At 67.8% G+C, this 21,104-nt stretch carries 19 protein-coding genes and 1 tRNA gene; 4 read left to right on the forward strand and 16 right to left on the reverse strand.

Features of this window, described 5'->3' with window-relative positions; all coding sequences use genetic code 11:
* Nucleotides 1-25 precede the first annotated feature (25 nt).
* From ACP7AZ_RS11000 to ACP7AZ_RS11010, 3 genes are all read right to left on the reverse strand, one after another.
* Entirely contained in the window at nucleotides 26-2,125 is a 2,100-nt protein-coding gene (locus tag ACP7AZ_RS11000) for a transglycosylase domain-containing protein (RefSeq protein ID WP_426038698.1), read from the reverse strand.
* Nucleotides 2,126-2,260: 135 nt separating this feature from the next.
* Nucleotides 2,261-2,884 (reverse strand): class I SAM-dependent methyltransferase, encoded by a 624-nt coding sequence (locus ACP7AZ_RS11005; protein ID WP_426038699.1) that lies wholly within the window; start codon nucleotides 2,882-2,884, stop codon nucleotides 2,261-2,263.
* Nucleotides 2,881-3,855, reverse strand: a complete 975-nt coding sequence (locus ACP7AZ_RS11010) for an alpha/beta fold hydrolase (RefSeq protein WP_426038700.1) — start codon at nucleotides 3,853-3,855, stop codon at nucleotides 2,881-2,883. Before ACP7AZ_RS11010 ends, ACP7AZ_RS11005 begins: the two co-directional genes overlap by 4 nt.
* Before the next feature lie 132 nt (nucleotides 3,856-3,987).
* Here ACP7AZ_RS11010 and ACP7AZ_RS11015 point away from each other — a divergent pair, with 132 nt between their 5' ends.
* Nucleotides 3,988-5,100 carry a Rieske 2Fe-2S domain-containing protein gene (locus ACP7AZ_RS11015; protein WP_426038701.1) on the forward strand — a complete coding sequence of 371 codons (1,113 nt, stop codon included), beginning with the start codon at nucleotides 3,988-3,990 and terminating at the stop codon, nucleotides 5,098-5,100.
* Between the two features lie 15 nt (nucleotides 5,101-5,115).
* Here ACP7AZ_RS11015 and ACP7AZ_RS11020 read toward each other — a convergent pair whose 3' ends face one another.
* Nucleotides 5,116-5,766, reverse strand: a complete 651-nt coding sequence (locus tag ACP7AZ_RS11020) for a TetR/AcrR family transcriptional regulator (protein WP_426038702.1) — start codon at nucleotides 5,764-5,766, stop codon at nucleotides 5,116-5,118.
* Between the two features lie 186 nt (nucleotides 5,767-5,952).
* Nucleotides 5,953-7,800, reverse strand: a complete 1,848-nt coding sequence (locus ACP7AZ_RS11025; RefSeq protein ID WP_426038703.1) for a cation:proton antiporter — start codon at nucleotides 7,798-7,800, stop codon at nucleotides 5,953-5,955.
* Nucleotides 7,801-7,965: 165 nt separating this feature from the next.
* Here ACP7AZ_RS11025 and ACP7AZ_RS11030 point away from each other — a divergent pair, with 165 nt between their 5' ends.
* Nucleotides 7,966-10,086 carry a M13 family metallopeptidase gene (locus ACP7AZ_RS11030; RefSeq protein ID WP_426038704.1) on the forward strand — a complete coding sequence of 707 codons (2,121 nt, stop codon included), beginning with the start codon at nucleotides 7,966-7,968 and terminating at the stop codon, nucleotides 10,084-10,086.
* Between the two features lie 464 nt (nucleotides 10,087-10,550).
* Here the strand turns inward: ACP7AZ_RS11030 and hisS are convergent, their stop codons facing one another.
* The 5 genes from hisS to ACP7AZ_RS11055 form a co-directional block, all read right to left on the reverse strand.
* Nucleotides 10,551-12,056 (reverse strand): histidine--tRNA ligase, encoded by a 1,506-nt coding sequence (gene hisS, locus ACP7AZ_RS11035; RefSeq protein WP_426038705.1) that lies wholly within the window; start codon nucleotides 12,054-12,056, stop codon nucleotides 10,551-10,553.
* A 46-nt stretch (nucleotides 12,057-12,102) separates the two neighbouring features.
* Nucleotides 12,103-13,347 carry a DUF418 domain-containing protein gene (locus tag ACP7AZ_RS11040; RefSeq protein ID WP_426038706.1) on the reverse strand — a complete coding sequence of 415 codons (1,245 nt, stop codon included), beginning with the start codon at nucleotides 13,345-13,347 and terminating at the stop codon, nucleotides 12,103-12,105.
* A 76-nt stretch (nucleotides 13,348-13,423) separates the two neighbouring features.
* The gene (locus ACP7AZ_RS11045) at nucleotides 13,424-13,981 is read right to left on the reverse strand and encodes a DUF5671 domain-containing protein (protein WP_426038707.1); all 558 of its coding nucleotides are present in this window, start codon (nucleotides 13,979-13,981) and stop codon (nucleotides 13,424-13,426) included.
* Nucleotides 13,981-14,862 carry a 3-hydroxybutyryl-CoA dehydrogenase gene (locus tag ACP7AZ_RS11050; RefSeq protein WP_426038708.1) on the reverse strand — a complete coding sequence of 294 codons (882 nt, stop codon included), beginning with the start codon at nucleotides 14,860-14,862 and terminating at the stop codon, nucleotides 13,981-13,983. Before ACP7AZ_RS11050 ends, ACP7AZ_RS11045 begins: the two co-directional genes overlap by 1 nt.
* Before the next feature lie 120 nt (nucleotides 14,863-14,982).
* A complete protein-coding gene (locus ACP7AZ_RS11055) occupies nucleotides 14,983-15,288 on the reverse strand; it encodes a YggT family protein (RefSeq protein ID WP_303694612.1) in 306 nt (101 codons plus the stop codon).
* A gap of 144 nt (nucleotides 15,289-15,432) precedes the next feature.
* Here ACP7AZ_RS11055 and ACP7AZ_RS11060 point away from each other — a divergent pair.
* Nucleotides 15,433-15,508: transfer RNA gene (locus ACP7AZ_RS11060), tRNA-Ala, on the forward strand.
* A gap of 98 nt (nucleotides 15,509-15,606) precedes the next feature.
* On the opposite strand, the gene ACP7AZ_RS11065 is transcribed toward ACP7AZ_RS11060, so the two are convergent.
* Complete coding sequence (locus ACP7AZ_RS11065; RefSeq protein WP_426038709.1) at nucleotides 15,607-15,954, reverse strand: hypothetical protein; 348 nt, start codon at nucleotides 15,952-15,954, stop codon at nucleotides 15,607-15,609.
* A gap of 623 nt (nucleotides 15,955-16,577) precedes the next feature.
* On the opposite strand from ACP7AZ_RS11065, the gene ACP7AZ_RS11070 reads away from it, so the two are divergent.
* The gene (locus ACP7AZ_RS11070) at nucleotides 16,578-17,531 is read left to right on the forward strand and encodes a rhodanese-related sulfurtransferase (RefSeq protein ID WP_426038710.1); all 954 of its coding nucleotides are present in this window, start codon (nucleotides 16,578-16,580) and stop codon (nucleotides 17,529-17,531) included.
* A 3-nt stretch (nucleotides 17,532-17,534) separates the two neighbouring features.
* Here ACP7AZ_RS11070 and ACP7AZ_RS11075 read toward each other — a convergent pair whose 3' ends face one another.
* From ACP7AZ_RS11075 to ACP7AZ_RS11095, 5 genes are all read right to left on the reverse strand, one after another.
* Entirely contained in the window at nucleotides 17,535-17,822 is a 288-nt protein-coding gene (locus tag ACP7AZ_RS11075; RefSeq protein ID WP_426038711.1) for an HPr family phosphocarrier protein, read from the reverse strand.
* Nucleotides 17,823-17,827: 5 nt separating this feature from the next.
* A complete protein-coding gene (locus tag ACP7AZ_RS11080) occupies nucleotides 17,828-18,232 on the reverse strand; it encodes a PTS sugar transporter subunit IIA (protein ID WP_271084494.1) in 405 nt (134 codons plus the stop codon).
* Nucleotides 18,233-18,340: 108 nt separating this feature from the next.
* Entirely contained in the window at nucleotides 18,341-18,763 is a 423-nt protein-coding gene (locus tag ACP7AZ_RS11085) for an HPr kinase/phosphorylase (RefSeq protein ID WP_426038712.1), read from the reverse strand.
* On the reverse strand, nucleotides 18,760-20,388 hold the full coding sequence (locus ACP7AZ_RS11090) for a stimulus-sensing domain-containing protein (RefSeq protein WP_426038713.1): 1,629 nt from the start codon (nucleotides 20,386-20,388) through the stop codon (nucleotides 18,760-18,762). The genes ACP7AZ_RS11085 and ACP7AZ_RS11090 overlap by 4 nt, the downstream gene beginning before the upstream one ends.
* Nucleotides 20,357-21,061: a response regulator transcription factor gene (locus ACP7AZ_RS11095; RefSeq protein ID WP_303694605.1), complete on the reverse strand. Its 705-nt coding sequence runs from the start codon at nucleotides 21,059-21,061 to the stop codon at nucleotides 20,357-20,359. Before ACP7AZ_RS11095 ends, ACP7AZ_RS11090 begins: the two co-directional genes overlap by 32 nt.
* Nucleotides 21,062-21,104 lie beyond the last annotated feature (43 nt).

Raw genomic sequence — 21,104 nt, forward strand, 5'->3', positions numbered from 1 at the left:
TTCTCCCGCAAGGGGAGAAGGAAGCTCAGAAGAACAGCGGGTTGTTTTCTTTTTCCGGCCGAGCCTCGGGTTCGGGGCGCTGGTCCGGCGGGTCGTCGCGCCGGGGACGCTCGACGGGCGCGGGATCGCGGCGGGGTTCCTCGACGGACGCGCGCGGATCATAGGGCTCGCCCTGGTTCGGGTCGACGCCGCCCGGCAGGACAGTGGAGTCGCCGTAGGGATCCTCCACATCGCCGATCAGGTCGCCGATCGGATCGGGCGCGACCCAGCCGTCTGGCATCGGCGGACCGTTGGGGATCGGCTGGACGTTCAGGCGCGGCAGGGCCGCCTCCATGAAGCCCTTCCAGATCGCCGCCGGGGCCGCGCCGCCGGTCACGCCGCGCATGGCGGTGTTGTCGTCCTTGCCAACCCAGACGGCGGTGACGAAGCCGCCGGTGTAGCCGACGAACCAGGCGTCCTTGTAGTCCGAGGTCGTGCCCGTCTTGCCCGCGATGTCGCGGCCTGAGATCGCCGCCGACCGGGCCGTGCCTCTCGTCACCACGCCCCGCAGCATCTGGTTGATGTAGTAGAGCGACGGATTGTTGATCGCCTGACCGGCCGCCGCGTCACGGGCGCTGCGCTGGTAGATGACCCGACCCTGGGGGGTACGGATCCGGCTGATGCCATAGGCCTCGACCCGACGGCCGCCATTGGCGAAGGCGTCATAGGCGGTGGCCATGTCGATCGGCGAGACCTCGACGGCGCCCAGGGCCATGGCCGGCTCCAGCCCGATTCGGGACGAAATGCCGAGGCGCCGCGCGGCCCGGGCCACGCTGTCGCGACCGATCTGGTCGGCGACATAGGCGGCGACCGTATTGGTCGACTGGGCCACGGCGTTGGCCAGCGTCATGTTGCCGGCGAAGGTGCCGGAGTAGTTGCGCGGGCTCCAGTTGCCGATGCGGACAGGCTCGTCGACCACCGGGGTCTCGGGCGTGTAGCCGGCCTCCATGGCCGCCAGATAGACGAAGGGTTTCCACGCCGAGCCGGCCTGACGGCGAGCGTCGACGGCGCGGTTGAACTGGCTGTCGGCATAGGAGGCGCCGCCGATCATGGCGCGCACCCGGCCGTCGCCGTCCAGGGCGACGAGGGCCGCCTGCTCCACGCCGCGCGAGGCGTCGCGGTCCAGGATGCGGCGGACATTGCGTTCGGCCGCCGTCTGCAGGGTCAGGTCCAGGGTCGTCTCGACGATCATGTCCTCGGTCGGCTCGCCGACGAGGCCGCGGATCTCCTTGTCGAGCCAGTCGACGAAATACTGGGCGTGCTGGGTCGCCAGGGTGCGGGAGACGCGAACCGGCTCCAGCACGGCGGCGGCGCGCTGTTCGGGCGTGATGACGCCAGCCTCCGCCATCTCGTCCAGAACGACCGTGGCGCGGGCGGCGGCACGCTCATGTTCCGAGACCGGCGAATAGCGGGACGGAGCCTTGAGCAGTCCGGCCAGCAGGGCAGCCTCGCCGACGGTCAGGTCCTTGGCGCCCTTGTCGAAATAGCGTTGCGACGCGGCCTCGATGCCATAGGCGCCGGCGCCGAAATAGACGCGGTTGAGATAGAGGGCGAGGATCTCCTGTTTGGAGAATTTCAACTCCAGCCAGACGGCGAGCATCAGTTCCTGCACCTTGCGGCGCACGTTCTGGTCGGGCGTCAGGAACAGGTTCTTGGCCAGCTGCTGCGTGAGTGTCGAGCCGCCCTGGACGATCCGGCCGGCGCGCATGTTCGCCGCCATGGCCCGGCTCATGCCGATCGGATCGAAGCCGGGGTGCCAGTAGAAGCGGCGGTCTTCAATCGCGATGAAGGCAGCGGGCACATAGTCCGGCAGCGAGTCCAGATCGGCCGGCGGCGCCTGCTGCGAGCCGCGCGTGGCGATCAGGGCGCCGTTCCGGTCCAGATAGGTGATCGAGGGCTGGCGATCGATGTCGTAGAGAGCCGAGGTGTCCGGCAGTCCTCGCGCGAACACGGCGAAGAAGACCACCAGGAAGATTACGCCCCAGACGGCCAGCACCGAGCCCCAGTAGAGGACTTGCTGCAGGCGAGTGCGCGCCGGTCTGGCCCCGCCGCCCGCATTCCTGTTTCCGAACCCCGGACCGGCCATCGACATCCTCAGAAACCCCGGCCGTCATAGCCGTTCGCATCGCCTACCAAAACGCCGTTGTGGTGAACGGCGCGTGAAGACTTCACGTCAGCGTGATGGTCCTTTCGGCCGAAACGATGGCGCGGGTCTTAACGATCATCCATCGCGACGGGCGAACCAGACCGAGCCGTCGTCCGCCCGGACGCCGGATTCAATCCAAAACCCGTGCCCGGCGAGTTCCGCTTCATAGGCCTCGGGCTCCAGACTGCCGTGATAGAGGGGCTCGCCTCGCCATTCGCCCATGGCGTGGCCGAGGCGAGGGCCGGACGAGAACATCACCACAGACCTCGGCGCGCAGTGGGCCAGGAGACCCGGCAGGGCCAGCCGTTGATCCTCGGGCGAGAGATGGAACAGGCTGTGCCAGGCGAGAACGCCGGCGAAGGTCTGGCCGAGCTTCAGCGTGCGCATGTCGGCCTGAAGGAAACGGCCGGTCGGCAGGTCGGCCGCCGCGTGGGCGGCGAGCCCGGCCGAGGAGTCCACGCCCGTGACCGGGAACCCTCGATCCAGCAGGGCCGCCGCCATCGGCCGTCCCGAGCCGCAGCCGACGTCGAGCACGGTGTCGCCCGGCGCCAGAGAGGCGATGAAGCGATCCAGCCAGAGCCGGTCGGCTTCGGTCAGAACCGTGCCGCGATCGGCGATCCAGTCGCTGGACCGCCGATCGTAAAGGTCGACGATGTCGGCCGCAGCATCGAAGACGCCGGGGGCGACCGGATCGCTCATTCGGCGACGAAGGCGTCCAGGTCGGCGTAGAAGGCCTCGGGCTGGTCCAGGAAGATGAAGTGGGCGCTGTCGTCGATCCGCTTCAACGCCACGCCCGGCAGGCCGGCGAAGGAGGCCTGGTAGATCATGTCGGTGATCTCGTTGGTCATCCGGGCGTCGTTGAACTTCACGTACAAGACCTCAGTCGGGGCTGTAATGCGGGCCAGTTCGGGCCGCAGATCGGTCAGGATCAATTCGCGGAATGCGCGCGAGGAGACCTGCTGGTCACTGGTCGCCCCGTCTTCCAGAGGGCCGGCGCGCTTCGATTCCGTGTTGATCATGCCGGTGATCGAGGCGGCGCCGCGGGCGTAGTAATCTGCCGGGGCGGCGGTCGCCATGCCCTGATAGACCTGCTCGGCAACAGGCGCGATGCTCTCGGCCGTGGCGCCGGGCGCGCCGAACATGGCCCCCATGAAGGGCACCATGTCGACGACCATCAGCTTGCCGACCGCGTCCGGATGGCGGGCGGCGAGCATCATACCGATCGTGCCGCCCATCGAATGGCCCACGACCACCGGCTTATCCAGGCCCTGTTCGGAGATGTAGCGCGCGATTTCCTCGGCCACGGGCGCGGCCACGGGGCCCTCGGCGTTGCCCTCGACCGGCGCGCCGGCGAAGCCCTGGATATGGATGCGGTGGACGCGCCATCCGCTGCCAAGATGATCGACCGTGCCCTGCCACACCTCCGGCGAGGAGCTGAGGCCGGGAATCAGGATGATGTCGCGCACGCCCGGGCCGGCTTCGCCGTCCACGCGGACGTGCATGCGGGTCGACTCGAAGTCGGCGTGGTGGTGGCCGTGGTCGGCGTGCTGGGCATGACCGTCCTGGCTCAGGGACTCCATCATGTCCCCGGCGCGGGCATCCCCGACACCGGCGAAATTGGCCAGGAGGCCGAGGGCGGCGACGAGGCCGGTGAGTATCTGGCTGTCCATGATGCGTCTTCCTGACTTTGGCCTGACGATGCGCCGACCTTTCCGACCCTAGTCGTCGCAGTTGGCGACATCGGATGCGTTCGGCAAGGCGGGAGAATGACGAAAGCTCCGGCGGCGTCTAGACTGACGCCTATGAACCCTGCCGAAAGCCCCGCCGCCGTCCCCGAGGCGAAAGCCCCGCCCGCAGCCTTCGGCAAGGGGTTCGTGCTGGACACCTGGTATTTCGTGGCCCTGTCGCGCGACGTCGCAGAGGCCTCGCTGACGCGCCACGAACTGCTGGGCGAGCCGGTGCTGATCGGGCGGACGCGGGCGGGTCAGGTCTATGCCATGCGCGACATCTGTCCGCACCGCGCCGCGCCCCTGTCGGCCGGCCGTCTGGTCCAGAAGCCGGGCGAGCCCGAGACGGTCGAGTGCTGCTACCATGGCTGGCGCTTCCGCACCGACGGGGTCTGCGCCGCCATCCCGTCGCTGGTGGACGAACAACCGTTCGAGGTCGAACGGGTCCGGGTGCGGTCCTATCCGGTGGTCGAGAGCCAAGGGATGGTTTTCGTCTTCGTCCACGCCGATCCCCGCTCGGACGCCGAGCCCGATCATCCGCCGCCGACCTTCCCCGGCGTCGTCGGCGGGGAGGCGAAACTGGTCGAGTGGATGGATTTCGACAGCCATATCGACCACGCGGTTGTCGGCCTGATGGACCCCGCCCACGGGCCCTATGTGCATCAGCAATGGTGGTGGCGCTCCGAGCATTCGATGCACGAGAAGTCCAAGGCCTTCGAGCCTCGGGAGCTCGGCTTCGCCATGGTCCGTCACGCGCCGTCGTCGAACTCGCGGGCCTACAGGATCCTGGGCGGGGCGCCCGCGACCGAGATCACCTTCCGCCTGCCCGGCTATCGCTGGGAGCATATCCAGGTCGGAGCGAAGCAGGTCCTGGCCCTGACCTGTCTGACGCCCGTCACCGAGACGAAGACCCGGATCACCCAGATCTTCTGGTCCGACCACTGGGTGTTCGGTCTGGCCAGGCCCTTCCTGAGGATGGGGGTCGCCGCCTTCCTGAAGCAGGACGGCGGGATGGTGAACCTGCAGAACGAGGGGCTGCGCTACGACCCCGCCCTGATCTGGATCGACGACGCCGACAAACAGGCGAAATGGTACCAGCAGCTCAAGCGCGAATGGCAGAAAAGCCGCGCTGAAGGGCGCGGCTTCTCCAATCCGGTCAAACCGGCGATCCTGAAGTGGAAGAGCTGAAGGCTCTTCCCAGGACTATTTCGTGCTGACGCCGGCCAGCAGGGTGTCGACCTGGCGGGCGATGTGGTCGGCCAGCTGGTCCACGGTCCAGCCGTCATAGGCGGCACGGCGGTAGTTCGACAGATAGGCGTCCCAGGTCAGCTCGGTCAGCAGGGCGATATCGGCGTCCTGTCTGATCTCGCCGCCGCCGATACCGGCGCGCAGGATGTCGGAGATGACGTCGGTCAACCCTTGCGTCGCGGCGCGCTGGCGGGTCTCGGCAGCGACAGGCTGGAACCACGAGCGGGCGACGATGGCCTGGAACAGCGGCAGCTGGTCGATGGAGCCGTGGTAGCCGGCGGTCAGGGCGTTGACGAGGCGATCACGGGTCGAGCCGTCGCCTGCGCCGTTGAGCATGACCTGGCCCAGACCGGCCATGTCCTCGGTTAGGACGGCCTCGAACAGTTCGGCCTTGTCCTGGAAGTTGGCGAACACCGCACCGGTGGACATGCCCGCGCCCTTGGCGATGTCGCGGATGGTGGCGGGCTCGTAGCCGCGCTCCGCGAACAGGCCGCGAGCGGCGTCCAGAACCTTCTGGCGCGTGCGCACCTTGGCGGCCTGGCGGCGATTCAGCCGGGGCTGCTCTTCGAGGTTGGAGGGGGTGGCGGTCGACGCGGACTCACGCATGAACACGAATACTCTGTGGCTGACGCTTCACGGCGGGGGACCGTGAAGGAGATGGACAGAAGGGGCAGAGGCTGGATCGGTCACGTCACGGATACGGACGTGAGATAGCGACCCGTGCAACGCCGAGCCCCGGGGGAAGGCGCGCTTTCATCACGTAACGATGACCAAAATGGGTCGTGTTTCTGGTTAAGGCCTGGGGCCGGCCCGGAGCGCGCGGGTCTTGCGGTTGCGCCGGTCCTCGGGGATCGCCGCCTGGAACACCGCCCGGTACTTGTCGCGACGCTCGTGGATCGAGGCGAGCACCAGGCCCATCGGTACGCCAAGGTCGATCAGGGTGTTCTCCGCCAGCTGAAGACTGGCTTCGGTGGTCTCCGGCACGGCGTCGGTCACGCCGAGACCATAGAGGCGCGCCGCGTGGCGGTCGTCGCGGGCGCGGGCGATGACGACCAGATCGTCGCGCAGGGCGCGGGCGGCAATGACCACATCGTCCACCTTGGTCGGGGCGTCCATGGTGACGACCAGGGCCTTGATCGTCTCTATGCCGCACAGCGACAGCATCTCCGTTCGCGCGGCATCGCCGTAGGAGACGTCATAGCCGTCGCGTCGACCGGCGGCGACGGCGGAGGGGTCAGTGTCCATGGCGATAAAGCTCTGACCGTGCTCCTTGAGCATTTCGGCCACCAGCCGACCGACACGGCCGAAGCCGACGATCAGGACGGCGGCGTCAACCATCCCCACATCGCGCACCGGACCCAGGCCGAGCGCCGGATCCCCGGCCAGAGGGACGGAATTCGCACGAGCGCCTGCCAGCCTCTGTCCCAGCATCGCCATGAGCGGAACGGCGAACATGCTGATGGTGGCGGACACCAGAACGCTCTGGGTGAACGCCGGGGAGGCGAGACCTTCCACCATTCCGGTATTCAGGATGACAAAGGCGAACTCGCCCGCAGGCCCCAGGACCAGGGCCGTCTCGATCGCCGAGCGTGCGCCCACACCCCACAGCCGGGCGAGCCCGAAGATCAGCCCCACCTTGATTGCGATAATGGCCAGCGCCAGGCTGAACACACCCAGCGGGTTGGCGGCGACCGCATCCAGATCGAGACCGATTCCGACCCCCACGAAGAACACCCCCAGAAGCAGGCCCTTGAAAGGCTCGATGTTGACCTCGATCTCGCGGCGATACTCCGTCTCCGCAAGCAACAAGCCGGCCACAAGGGCCCCCAGGCTCATCGACAATCCAGCCGCCTGCGCCGCCACGCCCGCGCCCACCACGATCAGCAAGCACAGGGCGACAAACAGCTCCTGCCGTCCGCCGCCGGATCTGGATCTGCTCTTGGCGACCGACCGGAACAGGGGACGCAGCGCCAGCCTGCCGAACATGACCAAAAGCCCCAGGCCGATGGCTGCGGGCGCGAGGGTCAGCAGCGCCGGCCCAAGGACGCCTGGCTGAACGTCTCCGCCGCTGATCGCCAGCGTGGCCAGCACGGTGACGGTGATCAGGATCGGCGCAACGGCCAGGTCCTGGGCCAGGAGCGCGGCGAAGGTCGTCCGCCCGACCGCGCCCTTCATGCGGTTTCTTTCGGCCATGACCGGCAGGACGACCGCCGTAGACGACAGCGCCAGTCCCATGCCCAGAACCGCTGAGCCCGCCAGGGGCTGGCCCAGCAGGATGAAGCCCCCGGCCAGAACGGCTGAACAGAGGACGACCTGCATAAGGCCGAAGCCGAAGACGAGCCGGCGCATCGCCTTCAGCCGTTCCCAGGACAGCTCCAGCCCGATCATGAACAGCAGGAAGGCGACGCCCAGTTCCGACAATTGGGCCAACTGGTCGGCGTCGTCGATGGTCAGCCAGGACAGCCAGGGGACCACGTCCGCGAACCGGCCGAGCCCGTCCGGCCCCAGCAGAACGCCGGCCGCGAGGAAGCCGAGTACGGGGCTGATCTTCCAGCGGTTGAACAGGGGTACGACCACCCCCGCTGCCGCCAGGAACACGACCAGGTCCTTGTAATCGCCGCCGCCGTGCCCGCCTGCCATTCGATCTCCTCGATGAGTGATCGTCACCTTAAAGGCTGCGCTTGGCGAGCCGTGCGATCAGATTCATGAACTTTTTTTAAGGCGACACCCTGTCGGCCGGGCGTAGGGTCCGCGCCGAGCGCGCGACAACGGCGCGGCGACGATCCGAAACCCCAGGAAATCCTCATGAAGTCTCTGCTTATCGGCGCGGCCCTCGGCGCGCTCCTGCTGCCGGCCGCCGCTTCCGCCCAGGACCACGACCACGGCTGTATCGACGAGGCCTGCACCATCCAGTCGATCTTCCAGGAGGGCGATGCGGCCTTCACCGGTTATCGCGGCACCGAGACGCCGCACTACGGGACCTGGGGCTTCGACGCCTCCGGCATGGATCGGTCCGTGTCGCCGGGAGACAATTTCAACCGCTTCGCCAACGGCCTGGCCCTGGATCGCACGGTGATCCCGGCGGACCGTTCCAGCTACGGCATCTCCTTCGGCCTGCTGCGCGAACTGTCGGACAACCGGGTCAAGGCGATGATCGACACCCTGGTCGCCCGCACCGACCTGCAGGCCGGCACGGACGAGCAGAAGATCGCCGACGCCTATCGCTCCTATATGGACACGGCGCGGATCGAGGCGCTCGACGCCCGGCCGCTGCAGCCCTTCCTGACCGCCATCCGCGCCGCCGACAGCCATGAGGCCCTGGCCGCCTATATGGGCCAGACGATCGGCGGACTGGGCGGCTCCTTCTTCGGCACCGGCATCACCACCGACCAGAAGGATCCGGACCGCTACGTCGTCTCGACCAGCCAGTCGGGTCTCGGCCTTCCCAACCGCGACTACTATCTGTCGCCGCTCTTCGCCGAGAAGAAGGTGAAGTACGAGGCCTATGTGGCCCAGATGCTGGAGATGATCGGCTGGGACGATCCCGCTGGGACCGCCGCCGCCATCGTGGCCATGGAGACGAAGATCGCCGAGGCCCACTGGACTCCGGCCGAGAGCCGCGACCGCGACAGGACCTACAACGAATATACGATCCAGCGTCTGGCCGCCGACGCGCCGGGCTTCGACTGGCAAGGCTATTTCGGTGCGGCGCGTCTGGGCGACATCCCGCGTCTGATCGTGCGCCAGAACACGGCCCTGCCGAAGATCGCCGCCATCTATGCCGAGACGCCGGTCGCGACCCTGCAGGCCTGGCAGGCCTTCCAGACCGTGGACCGCGCCGCGCCTCGCCTGTCGCAGCGGTTCTCGGACGCCCAGTGGGAGTTCCGCTCGCGTGAACTGTCGGGCGCCCTTGAACAGCGCAGCCGCGACAAGCGCGGCATCAGCTTCGCCGACGGCGCTTTGGGCGAAGCGGTCGGCCGCCAGTATGTGGCCGAATATTTCCCGGCCGAATCCAAGGCCCAGATGGAACAACTGGTCGCCAACCTGCGCACGGCCCTGAGCCACCGCATCGAGGGCTACAGCTGGATGAGCGCCGAGACCAAGGCGGCGGCCCAGACCAAGCTGGAGAAGTTCACGGTCAAGATCGCCTATCCCGACCGCTGGCGCGACTATTCGGATCTGGAGGTCCGCGCCGACGACCTGTTCGGCAACGGCGAACGGGCCAGCCGCTTCCGCTGGGAATACGACCTCGCCCGCCTGAATGCGCCGGTCGACAAGACCGAGTGGGGCATGACGCCCCAGACGGTGAACGCCTATTACAACTCGACCAACAACGAGATCGTCTTCCCGGCGGCGATCCTGCAACCGCCGTTCTTCGACCCGGAGGCCGACCCGGCCATCAACTACGGCGGCATCGGCGCGGTGATCGGCCACGAGATCGGCCACGGCTTTGACGACCAGGGCCGTAAGTCGGACGGCGACGGCGTGCTGCGCGACTGGTGGACCCCGGCCGATGCGACGGCCTTCAACGCCCTGACCACCCGCCTGGGCGCCCAGTACGGCGCCTATGAGCCCCTGCCCGGCCACTTCATCAATCCGGGCCTGACCATGGGTGAGAACATCGGCGACGCCTCGGGCGTGGCCGTGGGTCTGGAGGCCTATCAACTGTCCCTGAACGGCGCCGAGGCTCCGGTTCTGGACGGCTTCACCGGCGACCAGCGCTTCTTCCTCGGCTGGGCCCAGGTCTGGCAGTCGAAGTCGCGCGAAGACGCCCTCAAGAACCGCATTGCCACTGACTCGCACTCGCCCGACGAGTTCCGCGTCATCGGCCCGCTGCGCAACGTCGACGCCTGGTACGAGGCCTTCGAGGTCCAGCCGGGCACCCACTACTACCTGGCGCCGGAAGAGCGGGTTCGCATCTGGTAGGCGATCGTCAAACCGACCAACGGCGGCGATCAGATTCGCCAAGATGACCAGGAGGCCGGAGCTCACTGCTCCGGCCTTTTTCATGCGCGCCCTCGCCCCACCTCCGTCATCCTTGGACGAAGCGAAGCGGAGATCCGAGGACCCAGCATTCCGGGCGGGGAGGCGCGCACGTCGACATCACCGAGCTGGGTCGCCGGGTTCGCTGCGCGCCCCGAGGATGACGGAGAGACTGGAAGGCGTCGCGCCGATCACCAGACGTGAAAAAGCCCGCTGCGGGGGATACATCGCAGCGGGCTTTCACGCTCTCTAAGGAGCGGACGTTTCCTCCCCGAAACGCCTTCGATCAGCGGCTGCGCCTTGTCAGCGCCGCGCCGTTCGAGTGGCTTCAGATGACGCCACGGGCCGGTTCAAGTCAATCAAACCACAAGCGAAAACCGACAGTTTCATGACTGAACATCGATAAGTCATCCGATGGGCGTCGTCATTCTCGAAGAAGCTTCGATAATGGTGCGAATGGTTCGCACGAGGTCTCCGCGAGCGACGGTCTGCTGGCCAGGACGCTCGGCCTTCCAGGCCTCGTTGTCCGCCAGACCGGCCCCGGCCGCGCGCCCGGCGTCGAGATCCTTGATGGTGACCTGGCCGCCGGCGATCTCGTCGCCGCCCAGGAGGACGACGGCGGGAGCGTTGCGCCGGTCGGCGTATTTCATCTGGGCCTTCATGCCCGCGCGACCCAGATAGAGTTCGGCGGCGACGCCGGCGCCCCGCAGTTCGGACACGGCGTCGAGGTAGGCCTGCATGTCGTCCTGCGAGAAGACGATCACGACCACCGGGCCGCGCGCCGTCTCCGAAGTCCGGCCCGCCGCGCGCAAGGCCGAGGCCAGGCGCGAGACGCCGAACGAGAAGCCCGTCGCCGGGGTCGACTGGCCGGTGAAGCGAGCCACCAGATCGTCATAGCGCCCGCCGCCGCCGATCGAACCGAAGCGGACCGGCCGACCCTTGTCGTCGGTGGTGTCCAGCAGAAGCTCCGCCTCGAACACCGCGCCGGTGTAGTATTCCAGACCACGCACGATGGTCGGGTCGAACCGGACCGTCGCCTGATCGACGCGCATGGCGGTCAGGGCGCGGTCGATCCCGGCCAGCTCCTCCAGCGCCGCTTCGCCGGCTGCGCCGAGGCCGCCCGAGCGGGCGATGGCGTCGAGGGTCTCGGCGCGCGTGCCTTCGGACGCCGATCCGAGGAAGGCCTCGATGGTCGCGGCCACGCCGAGCGGCAGGTTGGCGCCCTTCGTATAGTCGCCGCTGTCGTCCAGACGGCCCTCGCCCAGCAGGGCGGCGACGCCCTCCCAGCCAAGGCGGTCGAACTTGTCGATGGCGCGAAGGGCGGTCAGGCGCTGGATCGGATCGGTGATCCCGCCCGCCTCGAACAGGCCATCGAACAGTTTGCGGTTGGAGACGCGTACGACGGCCTGACCCTCGGCGAGGCCCGCGGCCTCAAGGCCCTCGCAGGCCATGGCGATGATCTCGGCGTCAGCCTCGGGGCGGTCGGAGCCGACGGTGTCGGCGTCGCACTGGACGAACTCGCGGAAGCGGCCGGGTCCGGGCTTCTCGTTGCGCCACACGGGTCCGAAGGCGTAGCGGCGATAGGGTTTGGGCAGGGTCTCCCAGGTCTGGGCCGCGAACCGGGCCAGGGGCGCGGTCAGGTCATAGCGCAGGGCCATCCACTGATCGTCGTCGTCCTGAAGGGCGAAGACGCCCTCGTTCGGACGGTCGGCGTCGGGCAGGAATTTTCCCAGCGCATCGGCGTATTCGAAGGCGCCGGTCTCCAGCGGCTCGAAGCCCCAGCGCTCATAGACCTCCGACACCTGGCGCACGATCCGGCGTTCGGCCGCGACCTCAGGCCCGCGCCGGTCGGCGAAGCCTCGTGGCCCTCGGGCTTCGGGGCGGGGTGCTGCGGGCGTTTCGGCGTCGGTCATGCCGGGCTTCTAGAGGCTCGACCGCCGGTGGTCGAGGCCCCGGACCTCAGGGCCGGATCGGCACCATCCGTCCGTAGGTCAGGCAGCGCCAGATCCACTCCAGCGGTCCCATGGTGAAGACCGACAGCCAGAGGGGCGACCAGATGATCTGGGCGGCCCAGATCGCGCCGACCACCATCCACATCTCGGCCGGACCCTGCTGGCCGAACCACATCGGCCCCCACGGCGCATAGTAGAGGGTGACCATGATCAGGGTCTGGGTCAGGTAGTTGGTGAAAGCCATGCGACCGACCGGCGCCAGCCAGGCGACCAGAGGCCTGAGGCCGAAGCGGACCAGCAGGATCAGGATGCTGGCGTAGAAGAGGGTGATCAGGAAGGCCGCGCCGCCGGCGGCCGCCGCCAGGCCCCTGGTCGGATCAGCCTCGCCGGCCATCGTGTCCTGCCAGCCCCAGATGGCGAAGGCCGCCAGATTGGCGCCGCCGAACAGGATGATCAGAAGATAGGTCCACAGCGGCGCGCGGCCGTGCAGATAGCCGGACTTGAACAGGCCCAGACCCAGCATCATCAGCGGCACGGTCACCGGGATCAGGAACGGGCTGGCCATCAGCTGGAAGGTCGCCCAGAACTCGATGTTCTCCATGAGACCGGCCGGCCAGCCGGAGCGGTAGAGGGCCACGGCCTCGGCGATGGCTTCGGGGCTCGCCACCGGGCGGGCGGCCTCCATCTGGGCGGCGACCTCGGCCGGCAGATTGGCCATGCCCCAGGAGGCGACCGCAGCGACGACGGCCCACAGCAGGGTCAGGCCGCCGCCGATCCAGAGCAGCCGGCGAGCGCTCCACGAGCGCATCATCATCATCAGCAGGCCGCAGTAGGCATAGTGCAGCAGGATGTCGCCGTACCAGAGCACCACGCCATGCAGCAGGCCGAACAGGCCCAGCCACAATAGACGTCGCCAGAGCAGCGCGCCCCGCGCCTCGTCGAACTTCTCGCCGCCGACGAGGAAGATCGAGACGCCGAACAGCATGGTGAAGAGGGTGCGGAACTTGTCGTGGAAGAAGACGTCTGTGACCCACACCCCGATCAGATCGGCCTGGCTGGTCGCGCCCGGAGGCGGCGCCTCGGACATCATGACCTGGAACGGCCAGGCGAAGGCGATGGCGTTGACGGCGAGGATCCCGAGGATGGCCCAGCCGCGCAGCACGTCGAGCTGGAAAATGCGGTCCCTGGTCTCGGTCGGCGCGAGGCCTCCGGCGGCGGTCCGAGGCTGAACCTCGAGTGCGGGCATGGCCATTATGCTTCCCCCAAAGCAATCATCCGTCGACTTTAAAGCAATGCTGTCAGGCGTAAACCGCACGCTGACCGCAGGGTCAGCGGCCCAAAACGCCCAGACGGTCCTTGACCTGCTCCGGCGCGGGGATGAAGGCGATGAAGGCGGCGCAGAGGCCGGCCCACAGGGCGTAGCTGACGCCGACCAGGATCGCGACCGGCAGGCCGGCGACGCCATAGATCAGCAGGGTGGTTTCGGTGGCGCCGACGCCCTGGCCGAGGTCGCCCGACTGGACCCAGCCATAGACCATCATGCCCAGGGCGAGCACCGTCTGGGCTGCGGCGGCCAGCAGGCCACCATACAGCATGAAGCGCCACACGACGCCGAGGCGCGAGGCGGGGCGACCGCGACGGTCCCGCTCGCGCCGGATCGACCACAGGCCGGCGGGCACGGCGATCATGCCGATCAGCAGAACCGTCAGCCGCCAGTCGATTTCCCGACCCGGAATCCAGTTCTGGGGCGGCCAGACCAGCAGCGTCAGGATCAGCGGCGGCCACATGACGCCCGCCAGCGCGGCCAGAGGAATTGCCGCACGGGTTCGGCGCCAGATGACCGGCGCCTGACCGGGAAGATCGGCGGGGGTGTCGAACCGGGCCATCAGCGGGTCGGGACCGGAACGTCGCCGGAATAGTCGTAGAAGCCGCGTCCGGACTTGCACCCCAGCCAGCCGGCCTCGACATATTTCACCAGCAGCGGGCAGGGCCGGTATTTGCTGTCGGCCAGCCCGTCGTAGAGCACGTTCATGATGGCCAGGACGACGTCCAGACCCATGAAGTCGGCCAGCTCCAGCGGCCCCATCGGATGGTTGGCGCCCAGCTTCAGCGCCTTGTCGATCGAGGCGACGTTACCGACGCCCTCGTAGAGGACATAGATCGCCTCATTGATCATCGGCACCAGGATGCGGTTGACGATGAAGGCGGGGAAGTCCTCGGCATTGGTGGTGGTCTTGCCCAGGCTTTCGGCGAAGGTGACGGCTGCGTCGTAGGTCGCGGCCGAGGTGGCGATGCCGCGGATGATCTCCACCAGTTTCATCACCGGGGCCGGCTTCATGAAATGCAGGCCGATAAACCGGTCCGGCCGGTCCGTCGCGGACGCCAGCCGGGTGATCGAGATCGAGGAGGTGTTGGAGGCCAGCAGGGTGTCGGCGCCCAGATGGGGGACCAGTTCGGCGAACACCGCCTTCTTGGTCGCCTCGTCCTCGACGGCGGCCTCGATGACAAGGTCGGACTTCCCGGCCTCGGCCAGGGTCTCGACGCCGGAAATGTTGGCCAAGGCCGTATCGGCCTGGGCCTGGGTCACGCCGCCGCGCTCGACCTGGCGGGCCAGGGAGGCGGCGATGACGCCCAGCGCCGTGGGCAGCCGCTCGGCGGCGACATCGTACAGCCGCACCTGATATCCGCCCAGGGCCACGGCATGGGCGATGCCGACACCCATCTGGCCGGCGCCGATCACGGCGACTGTCTTGATCGTAGAGGTCATCTAGTCGTGGTCAAAAGCGGCGTCTCGCCCGGGCCGGGGCACCTTAAGAGCGTCCGGGCGCGGCGCAAGGCTGGAATGTCGCACTGCGGCGCCTGCGCCACGGCCCGGGGCGCGCCGACATCACCCCAGCAGGGCGATGATCGGGCCGGCGGCCATGTTGTTGAAGGCGATCCGCGCGAAATTGAGCAGCAGCAGCACGACGATCGGCGAGATGTCGATGCCGCCCAGCGGCGGGATGATCCGCCGGAACGGCTCCATCAGGGGCCGCGTCACCGCGTCGAGGAATCCGGCCAGCTGGTTCACGAAGCGGTTGCGGTGGTTGATCACATCGAAGGCGAACAGCCAGCTGAGGATCGCCGAGCCGATGATGAACCAGGTCATCAGGCTGATGATGGCGTTGATGAGCCAGACGATCGCCATTCCCATGCGGGGAACTCCTTCAAGAAATGAACGCCGCTTCTAGCGGGCCAATCGCCCGAGGCCAAGGATTCCCCGGAGCGACGGTGTGCGGCCCGTTGACACCGCGCCTTGCGCCCGACTATGTCCGCGCTCGCCTGTCACCCGGAAAACGGGGCCGTAGCTCAGTTGGTAGAGCGCGTCGTTCGCAATGACGAGGTCAGGGGTTCGACTCCCCTCGGCTCCACCAGGCGCTCATATTTGGCGATGCCCTAACCAGCATTCTTTCGGGGCCTTGGTTCCCGAAGTACAGAGTTACAGGTTCACGCTCGCAAGCCAGCGAGCCCGCTACTCGCAGGCCGCGACCGCCACGGCGACCTGGTCCAGCCAGGCGCTATGCGGACCTTGGTTGCCGTCCATGATCACACGCGACTTCGAGCCGTCCGGAGCTTCCCCAGACCATTCGACATTCCACCACGGCGTATGAAACCGCCGTGGTGGAAGACTTGTCGGCGGGTCTTCACCGAGATTCCTCAAGGACCATGGCCCCATCGCCAATGGCGGCAAAGTGGCAAAATCCGCGAGGACCCCGTCCAGCGCGGCGCATGCACCCTGATTTACGACCTTGGCGCCGCCACCGGCGCGGATTTCGACGCTGAACCTGAAGTTTGGCTGCTGCTGCACCAGCAGGCTCACGCCAAGTTCGTTCTCCGCCCGGATGCGGTATTCGTAGCCTTGATTCTCATCCCGCGGGCCGATTGATGGCCTCGACGCAGTCTGGGCGGCGCATGCCCCAGCCATGAGGCCGAGGCCCGCTACCGTTAGCAGTGCAACTTGATCAGGGGTTCGGGCATGGCAGGGCAAGCGGATTGACCTCGCGACCCACCTGACCCTCCGGGGGGTCATAGGTGTGGGCGTAGGTAGTGTAGCCGGTCGGGGAATTGTGGTCCACCAAGAGCGCACGGGTCGTAGTAGGGGCTTTCCGGGTCACGCTTCTCCTTGGCGGGAGTGCCGAGTGGCGGCTGCATGCCCGCGCCGCCGGCAGAGGGGAACAGGCCATTCGCTTGGCGCCGTTGGCCCCAGACCTGCATATTGCCGGGATTGGTAGCGTCTGTCATGGAAATCTCCGTTGGCCGGGCCACAGCGGCTCGACGTCCACAGAATCTAAGGGGACCGCGAACCAGGGCGCGCGAGATCGGTTCCAAGGGGCTCGGCGTCTGGAAAAAGACGTCGAATAAAAATATTTCTTCGACAGAATCTCGCCGCTGAAAACTGATCCCGGTGGCTGGCGGAAAGCCCGTAGAATTGACACACAAGCGATGATCCAATCTCCGGTCCGCCTCGCGGCCCTTTACCGCTTCGCCTCCGTCGCGGACCCTGCGGCCCTGCGAGATCTCCTGGAAGATCTCTGTGGCGAGGACGTGCGCGGCACCCTGCTGGTGGCGCATGAGGGCGTGAACGGGACCATCGCGGGTCCGGCCGGGGCGGTCGCGCGGGTCATCGACGGGCTGACCGCCCTGCCCGGCTTCGCGGACACCGACGTCAAATACTCCACCGCCGAGCGGATGCCGTTCCATCGGCTGAAGGTGCGCGTGAAGCCCGAGATCGTCACCCTGGGCCTGCCCGACCTCGAGCCCGCCGTGAACGCCGGGACCTATGTCGCGCCTGAGGACTGGAACGCCCTGATCGCCGACCCGGACACGATCGTGATCGACACCCGCAACGACTATGAGGGCGAGGTCGGGGCCTTTGTCGGGGCGGTGCAGCCGAACACGCGGTCGTTCCGGGATTTCCCCGAGTGGTTCCAGACCGAGGGGCGCGCGCTTCTCGACCGACGCACTGAAGACGGACGGGGCCCGCCCAAGGTGGCCATGTACTGCACCGGCGGCATCCGCTGCGAAAAGTCGACGGCCTTCCTGAAGGCGGAGGGCGTGACGGATGTCGTCCACCTGCAGGGCGGCATCCTGCGCTATCTGGAGACCGTGCCGCAGGCCGAGAGCCTGTGGCAGGGCGAATGCTTCGTGTTCGACGAGCGGGTCGCGGTCGGCCACGCCCTGGCCCAAGGGACGCACACCCTCTGCCGGGGATGCCGGATGCCGGTCAGCCCGCAGGGCCGGACGTCGCCCCACTATGTCGAGGGCGTCTGCTGCGAGCGGTGCCACGATGCGCGGACCGAAGAACAGCGCGAGGCCGCGCTGGAGCGGGATCGTCAGGTCAGGATCGCGAAGCGGCTGGGCATCGCCCACATCGGGGCGAAGCAGGGCAGGGACTGAACCCTACTGGTCTTCGTCGAACTTGCGGGCGACCAGGTCGTTGAGGGCGTCGATGGCGTCCCGGGCGTCTGAACCCTCGGCCGTGATCTCGATCGAACAACCGTTTCCGGCGCCCAGCATCAGCAGGCCCATGATCGAGCGCGCGTCCACCGTGACGCCGTCGCGGGTCACCTGGATCTCGGCCTCGAAGCTGGAGGCCAGTTTCACGAATTTGGCCGAGGCCCGGGCATGCAGGCCGCGCGTGTTGCAGATGTTCGCGGTCGCCTTCGCGGTCGGCATGGTCTGACCCATGGAAGCTACTTCTCGCCCGCCAGGACCCAGGAGGCCACGGAGATGTATTTGCGGCCCGCGTCCTGGGCATGGGCCACGCAGGTTTCGAGGGTTTCGCGGCCGCGCACGCTGGCCAGCTTGATCAGCATGGGCAGGTTGAGCCCGGCGATGACCTCGGCGTGGGTCTGTTCCATCACCGAGATGGCCAGGTTCGAGGGCGTGCCGCCGAACATGTCGGTCAAGAGGATGACGCCCGATCCGTCATCGACGGCGGCGGCGGCGTCGACGATGTCGCGGCGACGCCGTTCCATGTCGTCCTCGGGCCCGATGCAGATGGCCGCGACCCCGCGCTGGGGGCCGACCACATGCTCCATGGCGGACAGGAATTCGGACGCGAGTCCGCCGTGGGTGACGATCACCAGGCCGATCATGCCGAGCCGATCATGAAAGCGACTGCAACGCTGGGTATCCCCTATGCGGTGGATCGGAAGCCCCCGCTCCGACCCCAGCGGGCCTAGATAGGCCAAACCGATCTGCGATTAAAGCCGGTCGATGGCGAGCGCCAGAGTCACAGCCGCCGAAGCCGGGCGGACATCCACGATCAGGCGCGGCAGGCGGACGCCAGCCAGGGTCTCCCATTGCGGTTCGGGCAGCCGTTCCGGCGTCGTCTGGACGCAGTCGACCAGCAGGACGATGCGCGCCAGGGGCCGGAAGGCGGCGTCCAGAACGTCCAGGCCCCGCGCCTCGATCCGTCCGGCGATACGTTCGGGCGCGGAAGCGAACAGACGGCCGTCGGAGGCCCAGACCCCGGCGTAGTCGTCGGCGACGAGACGCCAGCCCGCGTCGATCAAGCGCAGCGCCAGATCACTCTTTCCGGCCCCCGACGGGCCGCGCAGCAGGACGCCCTGCCAGCCGCCAGAGGCATACCGCGCGACGGCGGTGGCATGGACAGGCTGGCTCACAGTCGGCGCCCGACGGCGGGCAGGGCCACGTCGAACCGCGCGCCTTTGACGGCGCCCGAGGCGTCCAGCCGGTTCGTGGCCGTGACCCGGCCGCCGTGGGCCTCAACGATCTGGCGCACGATGGACAGGCCGAGGCCGGAGTTGGAGCCGAAGGCCGCGCCCCGGGGCCGCGACGTGTAGAACCGCTCGAACACCGTCTCCAGGTTCTCGGGCGGGATGCCCGGACCATCGTCCTCGACCGCTATCCGCAGGGGCAGGAGGGTGTCGGTCTCGTCCCGACGCACCGCGATCCGCACGGTGGCGCCTGTCGGACTGAAGGAGCGGGCATTATCGATCAGGTTGCGGAAGACCTGGCCCAGCGGCCCGTCGCGCCCCATGACCCGCGCTGGCGCATCGACGGCGAGGTCCAGCGTCACCGGCGCCTCCCCGGGCTTTCCGGTGGTTTCGTAGACGCCGACGATCTCGGTCAGGAGGGCCGCCAGATCGACGGGGCGCGGCCGATCGCGCGACAGCTCCGCATCCAGGCGCGAGGCATTGGAGATGTCGGTGATCAACCGGTCCAGCCGCCGTACATCCTGTTGCAGCACGGCGGTCAGGCGATCGCGCTTGTCCTTGTCCTGAACCAGATCGAGGGTTTCCAGCGCCGAGCGGATCGAAGTCAGGGGGTTCTTGATCTCGTGCGCCACGTCGGCGGCGAACCGTTCGATGGCGTCCATCCGCGTCGACAGGGTGTCGGTCATCGATTCCAGGGACCGGGCCAGATCGCCGATCTCGTCGCGACGATCCTCCAGGTCCGGCAGGGAGATCGCGCGGGCGCGCTGCAGCCGGACCTGGTCAGCCGCCGCCGACAGCCGCATGACAGGGCGGGCCACGAACAGGTGCAGCAGCAGGGAGGCCAGCAGGTTCACCCCCAGGGCCACCAGGGCGAACGGCACCAGCGCGCGCCGCTGGGCGTCCAGGATCTGATCGACGTCTCCGGCCTCCAGCGTCAGGACGCCCAGCACCTGCTGCACATGGCGGATCGGCAGGGAGACGGACACCACCCGGTCACCATTCTCCGACCGCCGCACCGCAGCCTGGGGATTGCCCGCCAGAGCCGCAAGGATTTCCTCGTCCAGAGCCGCATTGGCCCGTTCGAGGTTTGCGGCCGCCTTGGCGTCGACGGGGTCGGGCGCCGCCGGCGTGCCGGCCGGCCGCGCCGGCGGCAGAGGGTGCCCCTCGATCGTGTCGGACACGTCGAAACTGTCCGCGATCAGGACGCCATCGCGATCAAAGATGCGGGCGCGCTGGCCCGCCGGCACGAACCGGTCGATCAGGACCTTGGCCGACTGGGTCGGGTTCAGTTCCGGGATCGGCTCGCCGCGGGTGTAGTCCTCGTCGCTCAGCACCTTGGCCAGAAGTTCGGCCTGGCCCAGCAGGGATTCCTGCCGCGTCTTGATCAGCCCGGTGCTCCATTCGTTCAGCGCCAGCGCCCCGCCGAAAAGGATCAGCAGGCTCAGAAGGTTGAGCGCGAGGATCAGTCCGCCGAGCCGCGACCCGCCGAAGCGGATCAGGCGGGGGCGCGGCGGCAGATCCTCGGACGGCTCCGAAGCGTCAGCTCTCGCGGTATCGATAACCGACGCCATACAGGGTCTCGATCGCGTCGAACTCGGGATCGACGACCCGGAACTTCTTGCGCATCCGCTTGACGTGGCTGTCGATGGTGCGGTCGTCGACATAGACCTGATCGTCGTAGGCGGCGTCCATCAGATTGTCTCGGCTCTTCACGAAACCGGGGCGCTGGGCCAGGGCCTGCAGGAGAAGAAACTCGGTGACGGTCAGCTTGACCGCCCGACCGTCCCAGGTGCTTTCGTGCCGCGCCGGGTCCATGACCAGCTTGCCGCGCCGGATGGCCTTGCCTGAAATCTCGGCCGAGGGTTCCGGCTCGCCGCCGTCGCCGCCCGAGCGGCGTAACAGGGCCTTCACCCGTTCGATCAGAAGGCGCTGGCTGAACGGCTTGTGGATGTAGTCGTCGGCCCCGAGGTTGAAACCGAGGATCTCGTCGATCTCCTCGTCCTTGGACGTCAGCATGATGACCGGGATCTGGCTGGTCTGGCGCAGGCGACGCAGCACCTCCATGCCGTCCATCCGGGGCATCTTGACGTCCAGGATGGCCAGATCCGGCGGCGAGGCCTCCAGCGCCTCAAGGCCCGTGGCGCCATCGTGGTAGGCGACCACCTTGTGACCGTGGCTCTCGAGAGCCAGCGACACGGAGGCGACGATGTTCTCGTCGTCGTCCACCAGGGTGATGTTGGCCAATATGAAGGTCTCCTCGTCTGATCCTGACCGAAGTCGGGAGCGT

It is taken from the genome of Brevundimonas sp. DC300-4 (assembly GCF_049897365.1).
Classification (GTDB): domain Bacteria; phylum Pseudomonadota; class Alphaproteobacteria; order Caulobacterales; family Caulobacteraceae; genus Brevundimonas.